Origin of the sequence: Acetobacter sp. DsW_059, assembly GCF_002153695.1 — a bacterium.
In the GTDB taxonomy this organism is placed as follows: domain Bacteria; phylum Pseudomonadota; class Alphaproteobacteria; order Acetobacterales; family Acetobacteraceae; genus Acetobacter; species Acetobacter thailandicus.
In genome coordinates this window covers 20,654-37,132 of the sequence record NZ_JOPI01000047.1, presented here as the reverse complement: position 1 = coordinate 37,132, position 16,479 = coordinate 20,654, and the positions used below count along the sequence as shown (strand labels likewise).

Below are 16,479 nucleotides of genomic sequence, written 5' to 3'. Positions count from 1 at the left end.
TATGACAGCACGGCTGCACAAAGACTGGAAATCAGTTCCGGATGAGGTGCGGGGATGTGCGGCAGCGCTGGGGAATTTTGATGGGGTGCATCGCGGCCATGCGCACCTTGTCCGGACATTGCATAGTGCCCGGCCTGATTTGCCTCTGGCCGTTGTTGCGTTTGAACCCCACCCGGGTGAGTTGTTCCGCCCGACTGAGCCACCCTTCCGGCTTACTTTGTCTGCTGAGCGGCTTGCAGCTTTGTCTGCTCTTGGTGTGAAGCATGTTTTCCAGATTCGCTTCGATGAAGCTTTTTCCCACATGCCGGCAGAACGTTTCGCTGAAGATGTTCTGAGCGAGGCTCTTGGGCTGAAGCATGTCGCCTGCGGGGCTGATTTTTGTTTCGGGTTCAAACGCTCAGGTAATGCCGAGTTTCTGGCAGAGCGGTGCGGCGAGCTGAATATGGGCTTTATAGCCGTTTCGGCCCTGACAGATGAAGCCGGCCCTTATTCCTCCACCCGTATTCGTAAACTTCTTAAAGCCGGTCAGCCTGAAAGAGCCGCTGAGGAGCTTGGACGTTTATGGTCGGTGCATGGTGTTGTGCAGCACGGTGCAAAGCGCGGGCGACTACTGGGTTTTCCGACCGCAAATATCGCGCTTGGTCGCCATCTTGAGCCTGCGCGCGGTGTTTATGCTGTCACAGTGCGCCTGACAAATGGTTCTGCTTATGCTGGTGTCGCCAATATTGGCATTCGTCCCACGATTGATGACGGGCTTGAAAGTCGCCTCGAAGTGCATTTATTTGACTATGAGGGCGATTTGTACGGTCAGGAAGTCTCGGTGGCATTGCACCGTATGCTGCGCCCTGAAAAACGGTTTGACGGCCTCGATGCGCTGAGGCAGCAGATCACCCGTGATGCAGACGAGGCCCGTCAGGTCATAGATCAGGAAAGAGGGAGCTTATGAAAAGGCTGCTTGGTATTCTGTTATATGTGATAGGGCTGCCGTTTCTCGGGGTTCTGCTCTGGTTTCTTGTCCCGCCCGAGCAGTATCTGAGAACGGTCGTTGCGGCATTTTTTACCTATATCGTGTCGATCTATTTGATAGATGATCTGCTTTTCAGGCAAAAAAACCATCGTATTTCCTGATTTTGACGTTTTTCGGGCCTTCTTTTGTGCGGCAGAGCGTTTTCTGCACTGTAATTGCTTGACCCGCAGGGCCTTCGTCAGGATAACCTGAAGAGATATGTGTGACGGCAGAGCCTGCCTGTCACGTTGTGTGCTGAACCCCAATAAGAGTGACGTCTGCCGTTCCATGTCTAAATCCAGCAGCGATACGGAAAAAACCTCTCCCGCCGATCTTTATCGCGATACGGTTTTTTTACCGCGTACTTCTTTCCCCATGCGAGGCAGTCTGCCTGTACGCGAGCCTGAGTGGCTGAAAAAATGGGAAGAAAACGGGCTGGATGATCAGATTAAAATACAGAGTGAAGGGCGTCAGCCTTTTACGCTGCATGATGGCCCTCCCTATGCAAACGGTCACCTGCATATTGGCCATGCGCTCAATAAAATTGGTAAAGATGTTATCAATCGTGCGCGTCGCATGTCGGGTTACGCTGTACGCTATATTCCAGGCTGGGACTGTCATGGCCTTCCGATCGAATGGAAGGTTGAAGAAGAGTACAGTAAGAGTAAGCGTAACAAAGAGAGTGTTCCGGTTCTTGAGTTCAGGGCAGAATGTCGCGCTTATGCCGCAAAATGGCTGAATGTGCAGATGGAGGAGTTCAAACGCCTGGGTGTTCAGGCGGAGTGGACGAATCGTTATGCAACGATGGACTTCTCTTCCGAGGCAGCCATTGTGCAGGAGATCGGCCGTTTTCTGCTGAATGGCGGGTTATATCGTGGTCTTCGCCCTGTCATGTGGAGCCCGGTTGAAAAAACTGCCCTGGCTGAAGCTGAAATCGAATATCGCGATCATAAATCGACAACTGTTTTGGTTGCTTTCCCTGTTGTCAGAGATCCGACCGCTGCTCAGGCGCTGCAGGATGTCTCTGTCGTTATCTGGACAACAACACCCTGGACCCTGCCAGCTAACCGTGCTCTGGCCTATGGCCCTGAGATCACCTATGTCGTTCTGCGTATTGACGAGACAGCTCCCGATGCGCTGCTGGCGCCCGGATCAAGGGTTCTGGTTGCTGAATCGCTGATAGGTGCTTTCTGTCGTGATGCGCACATCACAGCTCATCATGTGGTGTATACGCTGCCAGGCAGCGCGCTTGAGGGTGTTGTCTGTGCACATCCGCTGCGTGGCTCTGGCTATGAGTATGATGTGCCCATGCTGCCAGGCGACTTTGTAACGACCGATGCGGGTACCGGCCTCGTTCACATGGCTCCTTCACATGGTGAGGATGATTTCCGCCTTTGTCGTTCGTATGGCATTGAAGTGCCAGAAATTGTGCAGGATGACGGTCTTTATGCGCCATGGGTGCCTGGCTTTGCCGGTGTACATGTTTTTAAGGCTGCCGATGTCGTTTGTGCCGCACTGACTGACAGCATGCAGCAGAGAATAGCCCAAAAGCAGTCTCCTGCTGGTCTTGTTGCCCGTGGTGAGCTGGTTCACTCTTATCCGCATTCATGGCGTTCACGTGCTCCGGTCATTTATCGTGCAACACCTCAGTGGTTTATCCGGATGGATGGTGAGGGGGATCTGCGTGAGAAAGCTCTCAACGCGCTTGACGGTGTAAATTTTGTCCCGGCTCAGGCACGTAACCGACTGACCTCAATGGTGCGTAATCGTCCTGACTGGTGCATCAGCCGTCAGCGTGCCTGGGGTGTGCCTATTGCTGTATTTGTCGAAAAACGCTCAGGTGAGGTGTTGCGTGACCCGGCAGTGATGCAGCGCATTGTTGAGGCTTTTCGTGAAGAGGGGGCTGATGTCTGGTATAGTGCGCCGGCTTCGCGCTTCCTTGGAGCTGATCGTAACCCTGACGATTATGAGCAGGTGTTTGATATCGTCGATGTCTGGTTTGAAAGTGGTTCCACACATGCTTTCGTTCTTGGGCAGCCAGGCCTGACATTCCCGGCCGATGTTTATCTCGAAGGCTCAGATCAGCATCGTGGCTGGTTCCAGTCTTCTCTGCTTGAGAGCGTTGGTACCCGGGGTGTTTCACCTTTCAGAACGCTCGTGACAAACGGTTTTGTGCTTGATGAGCAGGGCCGTAAGATGTCAAAATCCCTGGGCAATGTTATTGCCCCGCAGGAGGTAAATGACAGTCTTGGTGCTGATATTCTGCGTCTGTGGGTGATGAACTCAGATACGCATGAAGATTTGCGTATCGGCAAAGAAATTCTCAAGCAGCAGGGGGAGCTGTACCGGCGTTTGCGCAACACTCTGCGCTGGGTGCTGGGTGCTCTCGAAGGGTTTGAGGCTGATGAGGCTGTGCCTTATAACGAACTGCCCGAACTTGAGCGCTGGGTGCTGCACAGACTGACTGACCTGGGCGGCCTGGTTAACAGCGCGGTAGAAACTCATCAGTGGGTTGGCGTTTATCCGGCTCTGCATGGTTTCTGCACGACCGACCTGTCAGCATTTTATTTCGATATTCGTAAAGATACGCTCTACTGTGATGCTCCTGATACGCTGACACGTCGCGCAACCCGCACGGTGCTTGATATTCTGCATCGTTGCCTGACCACGTGGCTTGCTCCAGTGCTGGTGTTTACAGCTGAGGAGGCCTGGACCGCTCGCTTTGGTGAGAGTTCAAGCGTGCATCTGCAGGCGTTCCCTGAGCTGCCCGCTGAGTGGAATAACCCTGAGCTTGATGAACGCTGGGTCAAACTGCGTGGTGTAAGACGTATTATTACAACCGAAATTGAAGATGCCCGCCGTAATGGTACAATCGGGTCTTCATTACAGGCGCAGGTTGAGCTGACCTTGTCAGAAGAGGAAGCCGGTCTGTTTGCCGGTGTTGACTGGTCTGAGCTGTGTATTGTTTCTCATGTTGATATCATGATCGACCCTCAGAGCAGCTCAGTTTATGTCGAGGGCTCTGAGGGTGGCCTGTTGCATGGTGCGCCTGTTGTACGTGCGGCTGAGGGTGAAAAATGTGTGCGTTGCTGGAAAGTACTGCCAGAGACAGGCTCTCGTCCTGACTACCCGGGGCTGTGCCTGCGCTGTGTGTCTGTGGTCGGCGCAACCTTAGCCCCTGATATGCAGGAGGGAGCGTGAGCAAACCTTTTTTGCTGCGCTCAGCGGGGCTGGGTCTGCTGGTTATGTTTCTGGTGCTTTCAGCTGACCAGCTAAGCAAATTCTGGATTCTCTACGGTCTTAACCTGCCAGAGAAAGGTTCGGTCTATGTTTTACCGTTCCTTAATTTCTCTATGGTGTGGAATCATGCCGTGACCTTTGGCCTGCTTGGCGGGGTTGCAGGGCCATTTGTTTTTTCTGCAGTAGCGCTGGCTGTGGTATGTGGTTTGCTGGTGTGGATGTTTAAAACATCCAGCCGCCTGATAGCGGTTTGTGTCGGAGCAATTATTGGCGGCGCGATAGGCAATGTGATTGACCGTCTGCGTTACGGGGCAGTGGTTGATTTTCTGCACGCTCACGCTTTTGGTCATTCATGGTACGTGTTTAATATTGCTGACTCAGCTATTGTCTGTGCAGTAGGCGTTTTGTTGTTGCATAATATGCGTGCAGGCAATAAGCCGCAGGCCACTTAAACAAGAAAACCAGTCTGTGGTGTGCTGACTGGTCTGAAAAGGGTAAAAGGCAAAAAATGTCACGCTGTGTTGTAGGACTGACTTCTTCTTTCTTGTTATGCGGGTTAACGCTGCTGTCTGGCTGCACAGGGTCTGAAGCTGCACGTGCCTTTGGTCTTGAGCGCAGTATGCCTGATGAATATACGGTGACAACACGCGCACCACTTTCTATGCCGCCCATGAACGAACTGGCCAGGCCTGTCAGTGGCGCTGAGCGCCCTCAGGATGAGAGCGAGCGCCTGCAGGCTCTTGAAACTTTGTCTCCTGATGTTGCTCTGCATGGTGAAAGTGGTGCTTCCAGCTCAGGGCAGACAATTCTGGTTCAGTCAGCAACAGCCGCATCTGATGCATCAGATGAAGGCGGGCTTGAGCCGAATGATTCAGGTTTTGTTGATCAGATCATGTTCTGGCACGGTGGTACAGCCGGCTCAGTCGTGGATGCTGACAAAGAAAATGATCGCCTGAAAAAGAATGCAGCTCTTGGTAAGCCTTTGACTTCAGGCGCAACCCCAACGAAACCGGCTAACAAAAAGAGCTGGTATCAGCCCTGGTAAGATGGCCGCCTGATCCGTGTCAGCTGACATAATACCAGAGGGGCCGGGTGCAGTGCCGCTCCGGCCCAGGCTGCGCCGCCTGCCAGAGGTGCTGGTCAACCGCATCGCGGCAGGTGAGGTGATTGAGAGGCCTGCAGCGGCCTTAAAAGAGCTGGTTGAAAATGCCATCGATTCGGGTGCGCTGCGTCTTGATATTCGTCTGGAAGGTGGCGGCACTGACCGGATAATTGTTACAGACGATGGCTGTGGCATGACCCCCGATGAGTTGCTGCTGGCTGTTGAACGGCACTGCACCTCAAAGCTTAATGATGAAACCCTCGTGCGCATTACAACGCTTGGGTTCCGTGGCGAAGCTCTTCCTTCTATTGGTGCTGCGGCGCGTCTGACCATTACGTCACGCACTGCGCAGGATAGTACCGCCTGGCGTATACATGTGGCCGGAGGTAAAATTACACCTCCTGAACCTGTAGCGGGTGTGCCGGGTACCAGCGTTGTTGTTGAAGACCTTTTTTTTGCAACACCGGCTCGTCGTAAATTTCTTAAAAGTGCCAGGGTAGAAGGTAATCACGCTGAGGCTGCTATTCGCCGGCTTGCGCTCTCAGTGCCGGGTACCGCTTTCCGTTTCACGATGGATGGGCGTGAACGGCTTGACCTGCCTGCGCAGGATATGGCCGCCCGTGCCTCAGCTGTGCTGGGCGTGCAGGATGCTGATGGTTTTCTAAATATTCATGGTGAGCGCGATGGAATGGTGCTGTCAGGTTTTGCCTGTGGCGCCTCTGTACATCGGGCAACAGGAGCCGGGCAGTTTATGCTGGTGAATAACCGGCCGGTTGTTGACCCTGTGCTGAAAACGGCTGTGAGTGTGGCATACCGCCGGGTTATGGAGGTGGGGCGGCACCCTGTACTGGTGCTGATGCTTGATATCCCGCCAGAAAAAGTTGATGTGAATGTTCATCCCGCTAAAACAGAGCTCCGTTTTGCTGATGAGGCTGCCGTCAGGTCACTGGTTATCGGCACGCTGAGCAGGGCATTAGAGGGAGGGGCAGGCTATGTCGGTGTCAGGCCCTCTTTATCGCCAGCCGGTCGTCCGGCTCGTATCTGGTATCCACCCGAGCAGACTGCTTTAGCGCAGGCTGCAACAGCGCCCTATCCGGCACAGAGCACCTTACATCGTCCTGCTGAAGGACGTCTGGCATTGCCTGACTCTCCTTCTGTCCGGGTTTTGCCTCCGCAGGAGCACAGATTTTCAGAGGGTGTCCGGGCACCGTTGCATCATCCCGAGCCTGTCACTGTTCATGTTGAGGATGAGACAGATTACCCTCTGGGTGGTGCTGTTGCGCAGGTTCTGGATACGTATGTGATTGCTGTTGCTTCTGATGGCGGCCTGGTGCTGGTTGACCAGCATGCAGCTCATGAGCGCCTGACCCATGAACGCATGCGTGAGCAGTTTCTGAGTGGTCAGGTAAAGGCGCAGCGTTTACTTGTGCCTGATGTCATTGATCTGCCACCTGCCCAGGTGGAGCTGCTTGTTGCCAGACAGGCTCTGCTCTCACAACTTGGTATAGAGCTTGAGGCCTTTGGTGCAGATGCTGTTCTGGTCAGAGGGTTGCCAGCTTTGCTGAATACCAGCGACTCGAGAGGTATTTTGCGTGATCTGGCAGAAGAGCTTGAGGCAGATGACAGCGGCAGACCTGATGAAATGCCTTCTCTGGATAGCAGGCTTGATGCTGTCATTGCCCGTATGGCCTGTCATGGCAGTATTCGGGCCGGTCGTCGCCTGACCCGTGAAGAGATGGATGCTTTGCTTCGTCAGATGGAGCAGACGCCCAGGGCAGGTACCTGCTCACATGGACGTCCGACATGGTTGAAATTTAGTAAAAAAGATCTCGAAAAGCTTTTTGGCCGCAGGTAGTGTTTCAGAGTATTTTATAAAAATTCCTGCAGGTCGGCTGAATGTGAACACTATTTCTCTGGCCGGCTGCAAGAAAAGGGAGCACAATAGAGCTTACTTATTTAGTGTAACCCGGATGGTGAGAACGCCGTGTACTCCAGCCTGCTTTCCATAATCACGTATCTTCCTTTAGCCGGCGTCCTGCTGGTCATTCTTATGGGAAGAGGCAATACCAAACAACTGGCAGCCAAATGGGTTGGGTTCGCAACCAGCCTTGCTGTCCTCGTCCTGAGCGTTATGTTGTGGTGTGGGTTCGACCCTAAAACACCCGGGCTCCAGTTTGAGCAGCGTCTGGGCTGGATGACAGATTATGGTATGTCCTACCATACCGGCCTTGATGGTATTTCCCTGGTCTTTATCCTGCTGACAGCTGTGGTGACACCGCTGACACTCATGGTGAGCTGGAATTCTGTCAAAACGCAGATCAGCACCTTTACTGTGACAGTCCTTTTGCTTGAAACAGCTCTGTTTGGCCTGTTTTCAGCGCAGGATCTCATTCTGTTTTATATTTTCTATGAAGCAACGCTTATCCCAGCCAGTCTTATGATTGGTGTCTGGGGTGGTCGCCGCAGAATCTGGGCCTCTTTGCAGTTCTTTCTGTTCACTTTTGGTGGCTCGCTGTTCATGCTGCTTGCACTGGTCGCAATGTGGCTGAAAACCGGGACGACTGATATACAGGCTCTGATGAACGCAGGGTTCTCGCATCAGGTTCAGGGCTGGCTGCTGCTTGCTTTCATTCTTGCTTTTGGTGTGAAACTCCCGCTGTTTCCGCTGCATGCCTGGCTGCCTGATGCGTATACCGAGGCACCGGCTCCTGCGTCTGCTATGCTGTCGGGCATTTTGTCTAAGGCCGGTGCTTATGGGTTGCTGCGCTTTGGTATCCTGATGTTCCCTGAAGCAGCCCATGCCTTCGCTCCTTACGTTCTTGCGCTGGGCGTTGTGGCGATCATTTATGCGGCCTATATTGCCTTTGCACAGACCGATATGAAGCGGGTTATCGCATATTCCTCATTCTCTCATATGGGTATGATTGCTGTTGGTCTGTTCACGCTGACCGCAGAGGGGATTGATGGTGCTATTCTGCAAATGCTCTCACATGGTATCGTGATCGCTGCATTGTTCTTTTGTGTGTCAGTTATTGCCGTAAGAGCCGGGACCAGAGAGATCGGGCAGCTTGGTGGTGTTGCGCGACAGATGCCTCTGCTGGCGACATTTGCCATGCTTTTCACAATGGCGAATGTTGGTCTGCCAGGCACGAGCTCTTTTGCCGGTGAGTTGCTGGTGATTATGGGTGCAGTACATGTGTCTTTGTGGGTCGCCTTACTGGCAGGCACCACCATGATCATGGGCGCTGTCTATATGCTTTATCTATACAAAGGCGTGTTGTTTGGCACAGTCAGAGAAACCACAAGTGCCCTGCGTGACCTGACGATGACAGAGGTTGCTGTGCTTGCTCCTCTGGCTGTTATTATTTTGTGGATGGGCATTTACCCCGGTACTTTTACCCGTCTTTTCGATCCGGTCGTGACGCAGAGTGTACAGGCTGAACTTATGAACAGAGCCGCTGCTGATCATACCGCGATGTTGCAGGCCCCACATGAGCATGCCGTTTACCGGTAAGGCCTGTAAAAGTTTTGCTGATGATAAAAGCCAGACCTGAGTGTCTGGCTTTTTTTATGTGTGAGATGATGAAGCGGGCCGGTCTTTTTTCTCAGGCATGATCACGGTGCCAGCCGAAGCTGCTGCGACCAGGAGAATACCGCAAAAACGTAAAAGCTCGAGATGCTCATGCAGGATGAGAACCCCGGCGAGCACAGCACAGACAGGTTCAAGGCTATAGAAAATGCCCAGCTCACGTGCTGAGAGCGTGTGCATGGCACGCATCTCCAGTGCATAAGGTATCGCAGAAGAGCAGAGTGCAACTATAAAGCCCAGTGCCAGCAGAGAGGGGTGTGATGAGCCTGTAATAAGTGCGGGTACAAAGCAGGGAAAGAAAAGACTGATGCCGCCGCAAAGCTGCCCCAGGGCGCAGGCATGACCGGGTGCCATTTTACCAATCAGCCGTTTGCCAAAGACAACGTAAAATGCCCAGCAGGTGGCTGCCCCAAGCGCAAAAAGAACACCAAGTGTATCGGGGGAGGTCGTATGCGATGGCCTGAGTAAGAGAACCAGGCCTGTAACAGTCAGCAAAAGCCATCCGACATCTGCCAGACGCTGTGAGTGAAGGAAGGCCAGGAAAAGCGGGCCGGTAAATTCGATAGCAACCGTCATGCCCAGAGGGATGCGCTGAAGCGCCAGGTAGAAAAACACATTCATCAGGGCGGTGACCAGACCATACGGCATGGCCATACGCAGGGTTTTCCACGACAATATAGTCCAGCTGCGAAAAAATATGACCAGGATCACGGCAGCAAAGCAGGCACGTAAGCCAACCATGCCGGTTGCACCGAAAATGGGAAACATAGTTTTAGCAGCAGATGAGCCAAATTGCAGGGAGATCATTCCCCCCAGTAACTGCATAACAGCGGTTGTGCGTTCTTTGGTTGTTGTCTGCTTGTGGTCAGTGCTCATGTATACCGCACAGGATGTGCAGAGACAGAAAAGGTCAGGGCAGGCATAGGCTCAGACATCCAGAAGTTCATCAGCTGATGAGGCATGCTCCTGAATGAACGCAAAACGCAGCTCAGGTTTTCGCCCCATCAGGCTTTCAACGCGTTCACGTGTCAGGAGTCTGTCTTCAGCGGGGATAACTACGCGTAGCAGAGTGCGCTTACGTGGGTCCATAGTTGTTTCTTTAAGGTCAGCGGGTGGCATTTCTCCGAGCCCTTTAAAACGAGAGACGTCTACTTTGCCACGTGACTTAAAGACGGTTTTAAGTTTCTTTTCTCGGTCATCGTCATCCATTGCGTAGACGGTGCGTGTGCCCTGTGTCAGCCGGTAGAGAGGAGGCTGCGCCAGGTAGAGATGACCGCCCTGAATAATTTCTGGCAGCTCGCGGTAAAAGAAGGTCATCAGCAGCGAGGCTATGTGTGCACCGTCTACGTCAGCATCGGTCATGATAATAACACGGCCATAGCGCAGTTTTGTAATATCGCAGCGGTCGCCTGATCCACAGCCCAGAGCTTCAATCAGGTCACGTAGTTCCTGGTTCGCCCGAAGTTTTTCAGTCGTTGCGCTGGCGACGTTAAGAATTTTACCTCTGAGCGGCAGAATAGCCTGGGTTTCACGGTTACGGGCCTGTTTAGCTGATCCACCAGCGGAGTCGCCTTCAACCAGAAAAATTTCAGTATCCTGCGCCTGTTCCCTGGTGCAGTCAGTCAGCTTGCCTGGCAGGCGCAGGCGGCGCGTAGCACTTTTACGGGGTGTATCTTTTTGTTCACGCCGCCGAAGGCGCTCCTCCGCACGGTCAATAACAAATGCCAGAAGCGCATCAGCCTGAGGCGGGTTTTGTGCCAGCCAGTGATCAAAACGGTCACGCAGGGCCGTTTCAACCAGTTTACTGGCTTCGGGTGATGTCAGTTTTTCTTTGGTCTGGCCCTGAAACTGCGGGTCACGGATAAATACCGAGAGCTTTGCCGCAATGGCGCCAAGAATATCTTCAGCCGTAATGGCCGAAGCTTTTTTTGTTGAACGCTGATCACCCCAGGTGCGAAGACCTTTGACCAGAGCATTACGAAAACCAGTTTCGTGTGTGCCGCCCTGTGATGTCGGGATCGTATTACAGTAGGAGGCCAGAGCGGCTGTACCGCTGTCGAGAAAAGCAACAGCCCACTCGACTCGTCCGTTATCCTGACCGTCATGTGTGGGGGGGAGGGAGGCTACATCTGTCCATAAGGGGGTGAGCAGCGCCGGGTTGGTTCCCAGCTCGTCTGTCAGGCTGTCTGCCAGCCCACCTGGAAAGTGTAATACGGCTTCAGCAGGTGTCTCGTCCCCAGATTTTAGTAACGAGGGGTCGCATGTCCAGCGAATAGTCACCCCACGAAACAAAAATGCTTTTGAACGGCAGAGTTTATAAAGGCGGGCCGGCGAGAAGTGATGTGTACCAAAAATTTGTGTGTCAGGTACAAAAGCGATCTGCGTACCACGACGGTTTTGTGTAACGCCGGCCTTCTCCAGTGGCGTCACGGGTATGCCGCGTTCGTAGCCTTGCTGCCAGATGGTGCGGTCGCGGGCTATTTCGACATCCATCCGTGATGACAATGCATTGACGACGGACGAACCTACACCATGAAGACCGCCTGATGTGGCATAGGCCTTACCGGAGAATTTGCCACCGGCGTGCAGTGTTGTGAGAATAACCTCAAGAGCTGAGCGGTCAGGAAAGCGAGGGTGTGCATCAACGGGGATGCCACGGCCATTATCGCGAATAACCAGTCTGTCACCTGGTTCCAGTGTGACATCAATAGTGGAGGCATGCCCGGCAACGGCTTCATCCATTGCGTTATCAAGCACTTCTGCCGCCAAGTGATGCAGGGCGGTTTCATCTGTGCCGCCAATATACATGCCAGGTCTGCGGCGGACTGGTTCAAGCCCTTCAAGAACTTCAATCGCATCAGCATTATAATCTGCTGTTTTGCCCGCATTATCTGTTCCGGTTGCCGTGGCAGGTGCTTTGCCTGTCGGCTTGCGGGGGGGACGGGGAAGTCCGGAAAACAGGTCACTCATGGTCGGGGTCTGTCCAGCATTAATAACGTAGGGTGTCAGGTCGGGGGAGTATAAGGTGAATGTTCGGGAACAAAAAGTGAACTGAAATAAATTTTCACTATAATCAGAATGTTTCTGACAAAAATGCATTTCCCAGGGGAGGGTAATGCAAGTCACCAAGCCTCCGGTGCTCTGTAATTATGAGACCGAAGGCTGTGGGTACAGATCTTATTTTTTAGCAGTACGGGTTGCGCGGCGAACCGGGCGTTTACCTTTGGTTGAGGCAGGTGCTGCACAGGTTTCGAAAGATGCTGGCTGTGTGATATCTTTTGCATCTGTATAGGCAGCGAGGTCGGCTGCGCTGCTCAGAGCATTGACTTCGTCAAACATGGGAACGCGCTGCATGCAGAAGATTGTACCCGCTGACAGACCTTTTTCTGACTGAACATTGGCCAGCTGTGTAATATAATCGTCATGCTGGCGCTGTGCGTTGCGACCATAGGTCGCGCGGAAATAGGTGTTCAGCTTTTTTTCTTCTTCCAGCAGGTTACCGCGGAATTTTGCAACAAATGAGTTGTATTTATCCTGAGCACTGCAGGAGAGTGCTGTAACCATCAGCTCACTTTTCAGGGCCTGGACGTTAAATGCTTCATGAGCAGGAGAGTGCCCGCAGGCGTTTGCAGCAAAACTGCTGCCAGAGCTGTGCAGAATGCCAGCTGTAAGAGCACAGGCAGCCAGGAGACGGGAAAAACGAGACATATGGTTCCTCCGGTATATACTGGAACCAGCATTTCTGTCGTGTCTGACAGGGGATGCACAGATCTGTTTCAGCATACAAATGGTTTTTTTAAAAATTTCAGGTGACGCGGAATAGCGCATTTAGTCGGGGAACATACAGATGTTTTAACTCTATTTCTATGGTGTTTGGTGCGCATTGTAAGTTTTTTTTAAAGTAACCCATTTATAGCTGTCAGGGAAAAACAGAACGAAAACAGAGAACAGCTATGACTAAATTATGTCATAAATAACAAAAACAGCCAGTTTCATACTGGTAGTGCTTTTTTAAGCTCTTTCTTCCTGGCTCCGGATGTTCTAAGTGCAGAGGTCATAATAGTTATGTATTCTGTAATTGGACTGGCAATCATTTGAAGCGTTATGTCAGGATGGTTGCGGCTGCATTTTTAACAACTGATAAAAAATTAAGTGGAGTTGACGAGTGCGCTTGCGAGAATTTGCTGTGCTGGCAGTGTCGGGTACTATGCTTGCCGGTTGTGCGACGACCACGGGTTCTGTTTCTGCGCCTGCCGGGTCTCCTAATCCGTTCGGGTATCTGAAAACATCAGCTGTGTGTACGACAACGCCAGTAACGGCTGGTGCTGATGGTCAGCTCTCAACGACCATGACGGTGCGCTCTGATGACGGGCTGTGTGAACTGAAAGTCTCCCAGCCAGGTGGTGGTGCTTACGCCTCTTTTGGTGTTGATCCTGTGCCAGAACACGGTAAAGCGCTGATCTATGATCTGGATAGCGATACACATATCACCTACACTCCGACTCTGGGTTATGCCGGTACAGACGAATTTGTTGTCACTCTTATTCCGACAGCAGGTGGCGCCCGCCAGCATCTGAAAGTTTCAGTGAAAGTTGATGCGACAGGTGTCGTCGCAGCTAAGCCGGTAGTTCCGGCCCAGGCAGAGAAAGCACCGGTTAAAGCAAAAGCTCCTGTGCGCCGTCGTGCACCGGTTAAGAAATAAATCAGGTAAAATTAACCGGCTTCCTTATTCTCAGGTCTGAGGAAGCCGGGCCTTTTGCGTTTTATTGTGAAAACAGGGTGCAGGCCTTAGTTTTCAGATGGAAAAAGTAATAGGCTCATTTAAAGGCCGCTTGAGCCCTGCGCTTTCGGTCTTTTTAACCAGATCATCAAGGCTGGTTTTTTTCATTTGTGCCGTGACTTCTTTATCAAGCTGTTTCCAGGTCGGGTCTATGACCTTTGCAAAGAGCGGACCCTGTGGGCCATCTTCATGACCTGGTTCATCCTGAGTGACGGCTGCAATGATATCAACCAGTGAGATATCACGCCGGGGACGACCGAGTCTGTAGCCGCCGCGTGGTCCGCGTATGCTTTCAAGCAATCCTGTACGGGAGAGGGACTGTAGCAAAGGCTCAATTCCTCTGCGGGCCAGGCTTGAGCGCTCGGCAATATCAGCCGCACTCACAGTGCCGGAACGGCCGGCGTAAAAAGCCACATCCAGCATAATCAGAATTGCTGTTATGGCCCGGTCTCGGCGCAAAATCATGTTCCGGTATCCTTCCACTGTAAAAAAGGAAATAAAATGTTAAAAGCTGCTCTAACCCCCCTATAGCAGGGGATGCTCTGTTTATCTACGAACTTATTTCGTATTATATTCATTAGAACAGGTTTATTCAGGCAACAATAATAAGGCAGTGATATGAGCGTTTCCGATCTTGATGCCGCAAAATATGGTTTTGCAGCTCCTCGTGGCCGGGTTTACGAGTCTATTGTTGATGTTACGGGCGGAACACCACTGGTCGCTGTTCCGCATCTGACAAAAGAGGACGAACTTCAGGCGCGTCTTCTTCTCAAGCTCGAGTTTTTCAATCCTCTTGGCTCCGTTAAGGATCGTATCGGGGCAGCTATGATACTCGCGGCAGAGAAAGAAGGGCGCATCAGCCCTGGACGGACGGTTCTTGTCGAGCCGACATCAGGCAATACCGGTATTTCTCTGGCTTTTGTTGCAGCTGCGCGTGGTTACCGCCTGGTGGTAACCATGCCGGAGGGAGCATCCATCGAGCGCCGCCGCATGTTGCGCCTTATGGATGCTCAGGTTGAACTGACCCCCTCACGTTTAGGCATGGCGGGCGCTATAGCGCGTGCTCATGAAATTATTGAGGAAATGCCGGATGCCTGGATGCCCGGGCAGTTTGATAACCCGGTTAACCCGCATATTCATGCTCTCACAACAGCTGAGGAGATCTGGGCAGATACCGATGGTGCGGTAGATGTTGTGGTGGCTGGTGTAGGTACCGGAGGTACTGCTACAGGTATCGCAGAATGCCTGAAACCACGTAAAAAAGGTCTTCAGGTTTTTGGTGTTGAGCCCACAGAAAGCGCTATCCTGAATGGGGATGAGCCCGGACCTCACGGTATTCAGGGCATTGGCCCTGGTTTTTGTCCTGCAACGCTGCATACAAAGTCGCTTGATGGTGTGCTGACAACTTCAGAGCGTGAGGCAATTGCGGCAGCCCGGCGCTGTGCCCGTCTTGATGGCATTCCTGTTGGTATTTCCTCTGGTGCAAGTCTGCATGCTGCTTTGCAGCTTGCGAAAAAAGATGAGTACAAAGGCAAAACAATCGTTGCTATTGCACCCTCTTTCGCAGAGCGTTATCTCTCAACGTCTTTGTTTAACGGGCTCTGAAAATATTATACAGGCCTCAGCTCTGTTCAGGGCAGAGGCCTGGTCTGGTAGAGAGAGATTCTCAGGCCACCATGAGGAACCGGAGCCGTTACCGGCAAAAATGGCAGAGCTGTTGCATGCGCCAGGCTGGATTCGCTGGTGATTATAGCGACACGCCATCCTGAAAAGCGGGCTTTCATCGTGTTGCCAAAAGCCCGGTACAATGCGGCCAGCTGTGCCTTGTCACCCAGCCTTGTGCCATAAGGCGGGTTACAGATTACCAGGCCAGGAGCCTCTCCCTCAGGTGGAGAGATCTCGCTCACAGGCTGGCAGGCAAAGGCTGTATAGCTGTCAACGCCAGCTCTTTTTGCATTAGCCTCACTCATGACAATGGCACCCGCATCCCGGTCGCTGCCATAAAAACGGCAGGAAGGAAGACGTGCGCTTTTAACAGCGCGCATTTTCTCCCAGGCCTCTTTGTCAAAAGGCACGAGCTGTTCGAAGGCAAAATGTCGTGCGCGTCCCGGGTTCAGGCGTGCGGCAATTTCTGCTGCTTCGATTATAAAAGTGCCGGACCCACACATCGGGTCAAATACCGGTTCAGCACCGGTGTAGCCGCATTGCATCAGGAAAAGAGAAGCCAGTGTTTCGCGTAGCGGAGCACGATTTACAGCTTCTTTTGATCCCCGACGATGTAAAAGCTCTCCTGATGTATCTATACTTATCGTGCAGATATCGTCCTCAATACGGGCTTTTACGGTAATTTCTGCGGTTTCGGCGCCGGGAGCTCCCATACTTGCTGTGATAGCCCGTGCAATACGCTCACTGGCAGCACCAGCATGATAAATGCGCGATCTTGCGCAGGTCGCCTCAACACGGAAAGGTTTGTCAGCAGGAAGTAGCTTCCCCCACTCGAAGGTTTGCGCTCTGCGTTCAAGCTGGCTCAGATGACGTGCAGGAAAAGACAGCACACGAGCCAGTATTTTACTGGTCCCTCTGATCCATAAATTCGCACGCCACACCTCTGGCCAGCCACCTTTTATAGTGACGCCACCGGGCACAATGCGTGCCTGTTTAAAACCTTTAAGGCGCACTTCATTGCACAACACCGGCTCGAGCCCTGGTGTTGTGGCAAGAAAAATATCAAACTCTGAAGGGTATGTCATAAAATTCCGTTG

Annotated in this window: 13 protein-coding genes; 8 read left to right on the top strand and 5 right to left on the bottom strand. The window is 52.5% G+C overall.

Going from position 1 to position 16,479, the window contains the following annotated elements; all coding sequences use genetic code 11:
- The first annotated feature begins 1 nt into the window (after position 1).
- From HK25_RS10090 to HK25_RS10060, 6 genes are all read left to right on the top strand, one after another.
- Positions 2-946, top strand: coding sequence for a bifunctional riboflavin kinase/FAD synthetase (locus tag HK25_RS10090; RefSeq protein ID WP_086554007.1), 945 nt, complete (start codon positions 2-4; stop codon positions 944-946).
- 348 nt (positions 947-1,294) lie between these two features.
- Complete coding sequence (gene ileS, locus HK25_RS10080) at positions 1,295-4,207, top strand: isoleucine--tRNA ligase (protein ID WP_086636130.1); 2,913 nt, start codon at positions 1,295-1,297, stop codon at positions 4,205-4,207.
- Positions 4,208-4,251: 44 nt separating this feature from the next.
- Positions 4,252-4,698: a signal peptidase II gene (gene lspA, locus HK25_RS10075; protein WP_233127796.1), complete on the top strand. Its 447-nt coding sequence runs from the start codon at positions 4,252-4,254 to the stop codon at positions 4,696-4,698.
- 56 nt (positions 4,699-4,754) lie between these two features.
- On the top strand, positions 4,755-5,291 hold the full coding sequence (locus HK25_RS10070; protein ID WP_086554010.1) for a DUF3035 domain-containing protein: 537 nt from the start codon (positions 4,755-4,757) through the stop codon (positions 5,289-5,291).
- 16 nt (positions 5,292-5,307) lie between these two features.
- Complete coding sequence (gene mutL / locus HK25_RS10065) at positions 5,308-7,203, top strand: DNA mismatch repair endonuclease MutL (RefSeq protein ID WP_198945973.1); 1,896 nt, start codon at positions 5,308-5,310, stop codon at positions 7,201-7,203.
- 129 nt (positions 7,204-7,332) lie between these two features.
- On the top strand, positions 7,333-8,862 hold the full coding sequence (locus tag HK25_RS10060) for a NuoM family protein (protein WP_086554011.1): 1,530 nt from the start codon (positions 7,333-7,335) through the stop codon (positions 8,860-8,862).
- Positions 8,863-8,916: 54 nt separating this feature from the next.
- On the opposite strand, the gene HK25_RS10055 is transcribed toward HK25_RS10060, so the two are convergent.
- From HK25_RS10055 to HK25_RS10045, 3 genes are all read right to left on the bottom strand, one after another.
- On the bottom strand, positions 8,917-9,813 hold the full coding sequence (locus HK25_RS10055) for a DMT family transporter (protein WP_086636103.1): 897 nt from the start codon (positions 9,811-9,813) through the stop codon (positions 8,917-8,919).
- Positions 9,814-9,864: 51 nt separating this feature from the next.
- A complete protein-coding gene (parE, locus tag HK25_RS10050; RefSeq protein ID WP_086636102.1) occupies positions 9,865-11,907 on the bottom strand; it encodes a DNA topoisomerase IV subunit B in 2,043 nt (680 codons plus the stop codon).
- 207 nt (positions 11,908-12,114) lie between these two features.
- Positions 12,115-12,645 carry a hypothetical protein gene (locus HK25_RS10045; RefSeq protein ID WP_086554014.1) on the bottom strand — a complete coding sequence of 177 codons (531 nt, stop codon included), beginning with the start codon at positions 12,643-12,645 and terminating at the stop codon, positions 12,115-12,117.
- A gap of 457 nt (positions 12,646-13,102) precedes the next feature.
- Here HK25_RS10045 and HK25_RS10040 point away from each other — a divergent pair, with 457 nt between their 5' ends.
- On the top strand, positions 13,103-13,639 hold the full coding sequence (locus tag HK25_RS10040; RefSeq protein ID WP_086554015.1) for an Ig-like domain-containing protein: 537 nt from the start codon (positions 13,103-13,105) through the stop codon (positions 13,637-13,639).
- Between the two features lie 93 nt (positions 13,640-13,732).
- Here the strand turns inward: HK25_RS10040 and HK25_RS10035 are convergent, their stop codons facing one another.
- A complete protein-coding gene (locus HK25_RS10035; protein WP_086554016.1) occupies positions 13,733-14,182 on the bottom strand; it encodes an Rrf2 family transcriptional regulator in 450 nt (149 codons plus the stop codon).
- Positions 14,183-14,335: 153 nt separating this feature from the next.
- On the opposite strand from HK25_RS10035, the gene cysK reads away from it, so the two are divergent.
- Complete coding sequence (gene cysK / locus HK25_RS10030) at positions 14,336-15,322, top strand: cysteine synthase A (RefSeq protein WP_086636101.1); 987 nt, start codon at positions 14,336-14,338, stop codon at positions 15,320-15,322.
- Positions 15,323-15,348: 26 nt separating this feature from the next.
- Here cysK and HK25_RS10025 read toward each other — a convergent pair whose 3' ends face one another.
- Positions 15,349-16,467, bottom strand: coding sequence for a class I SAM-dependent RNA methyltransferase (locus HK25_RS10025; protein ID WP_086636100.1), 1,119 nt, complete (start codon positions 16,465-16,467; stop codon positions 15,349-15,351).
- Positions 16,468-16,479: the final 12 nt, after the last annotated feature.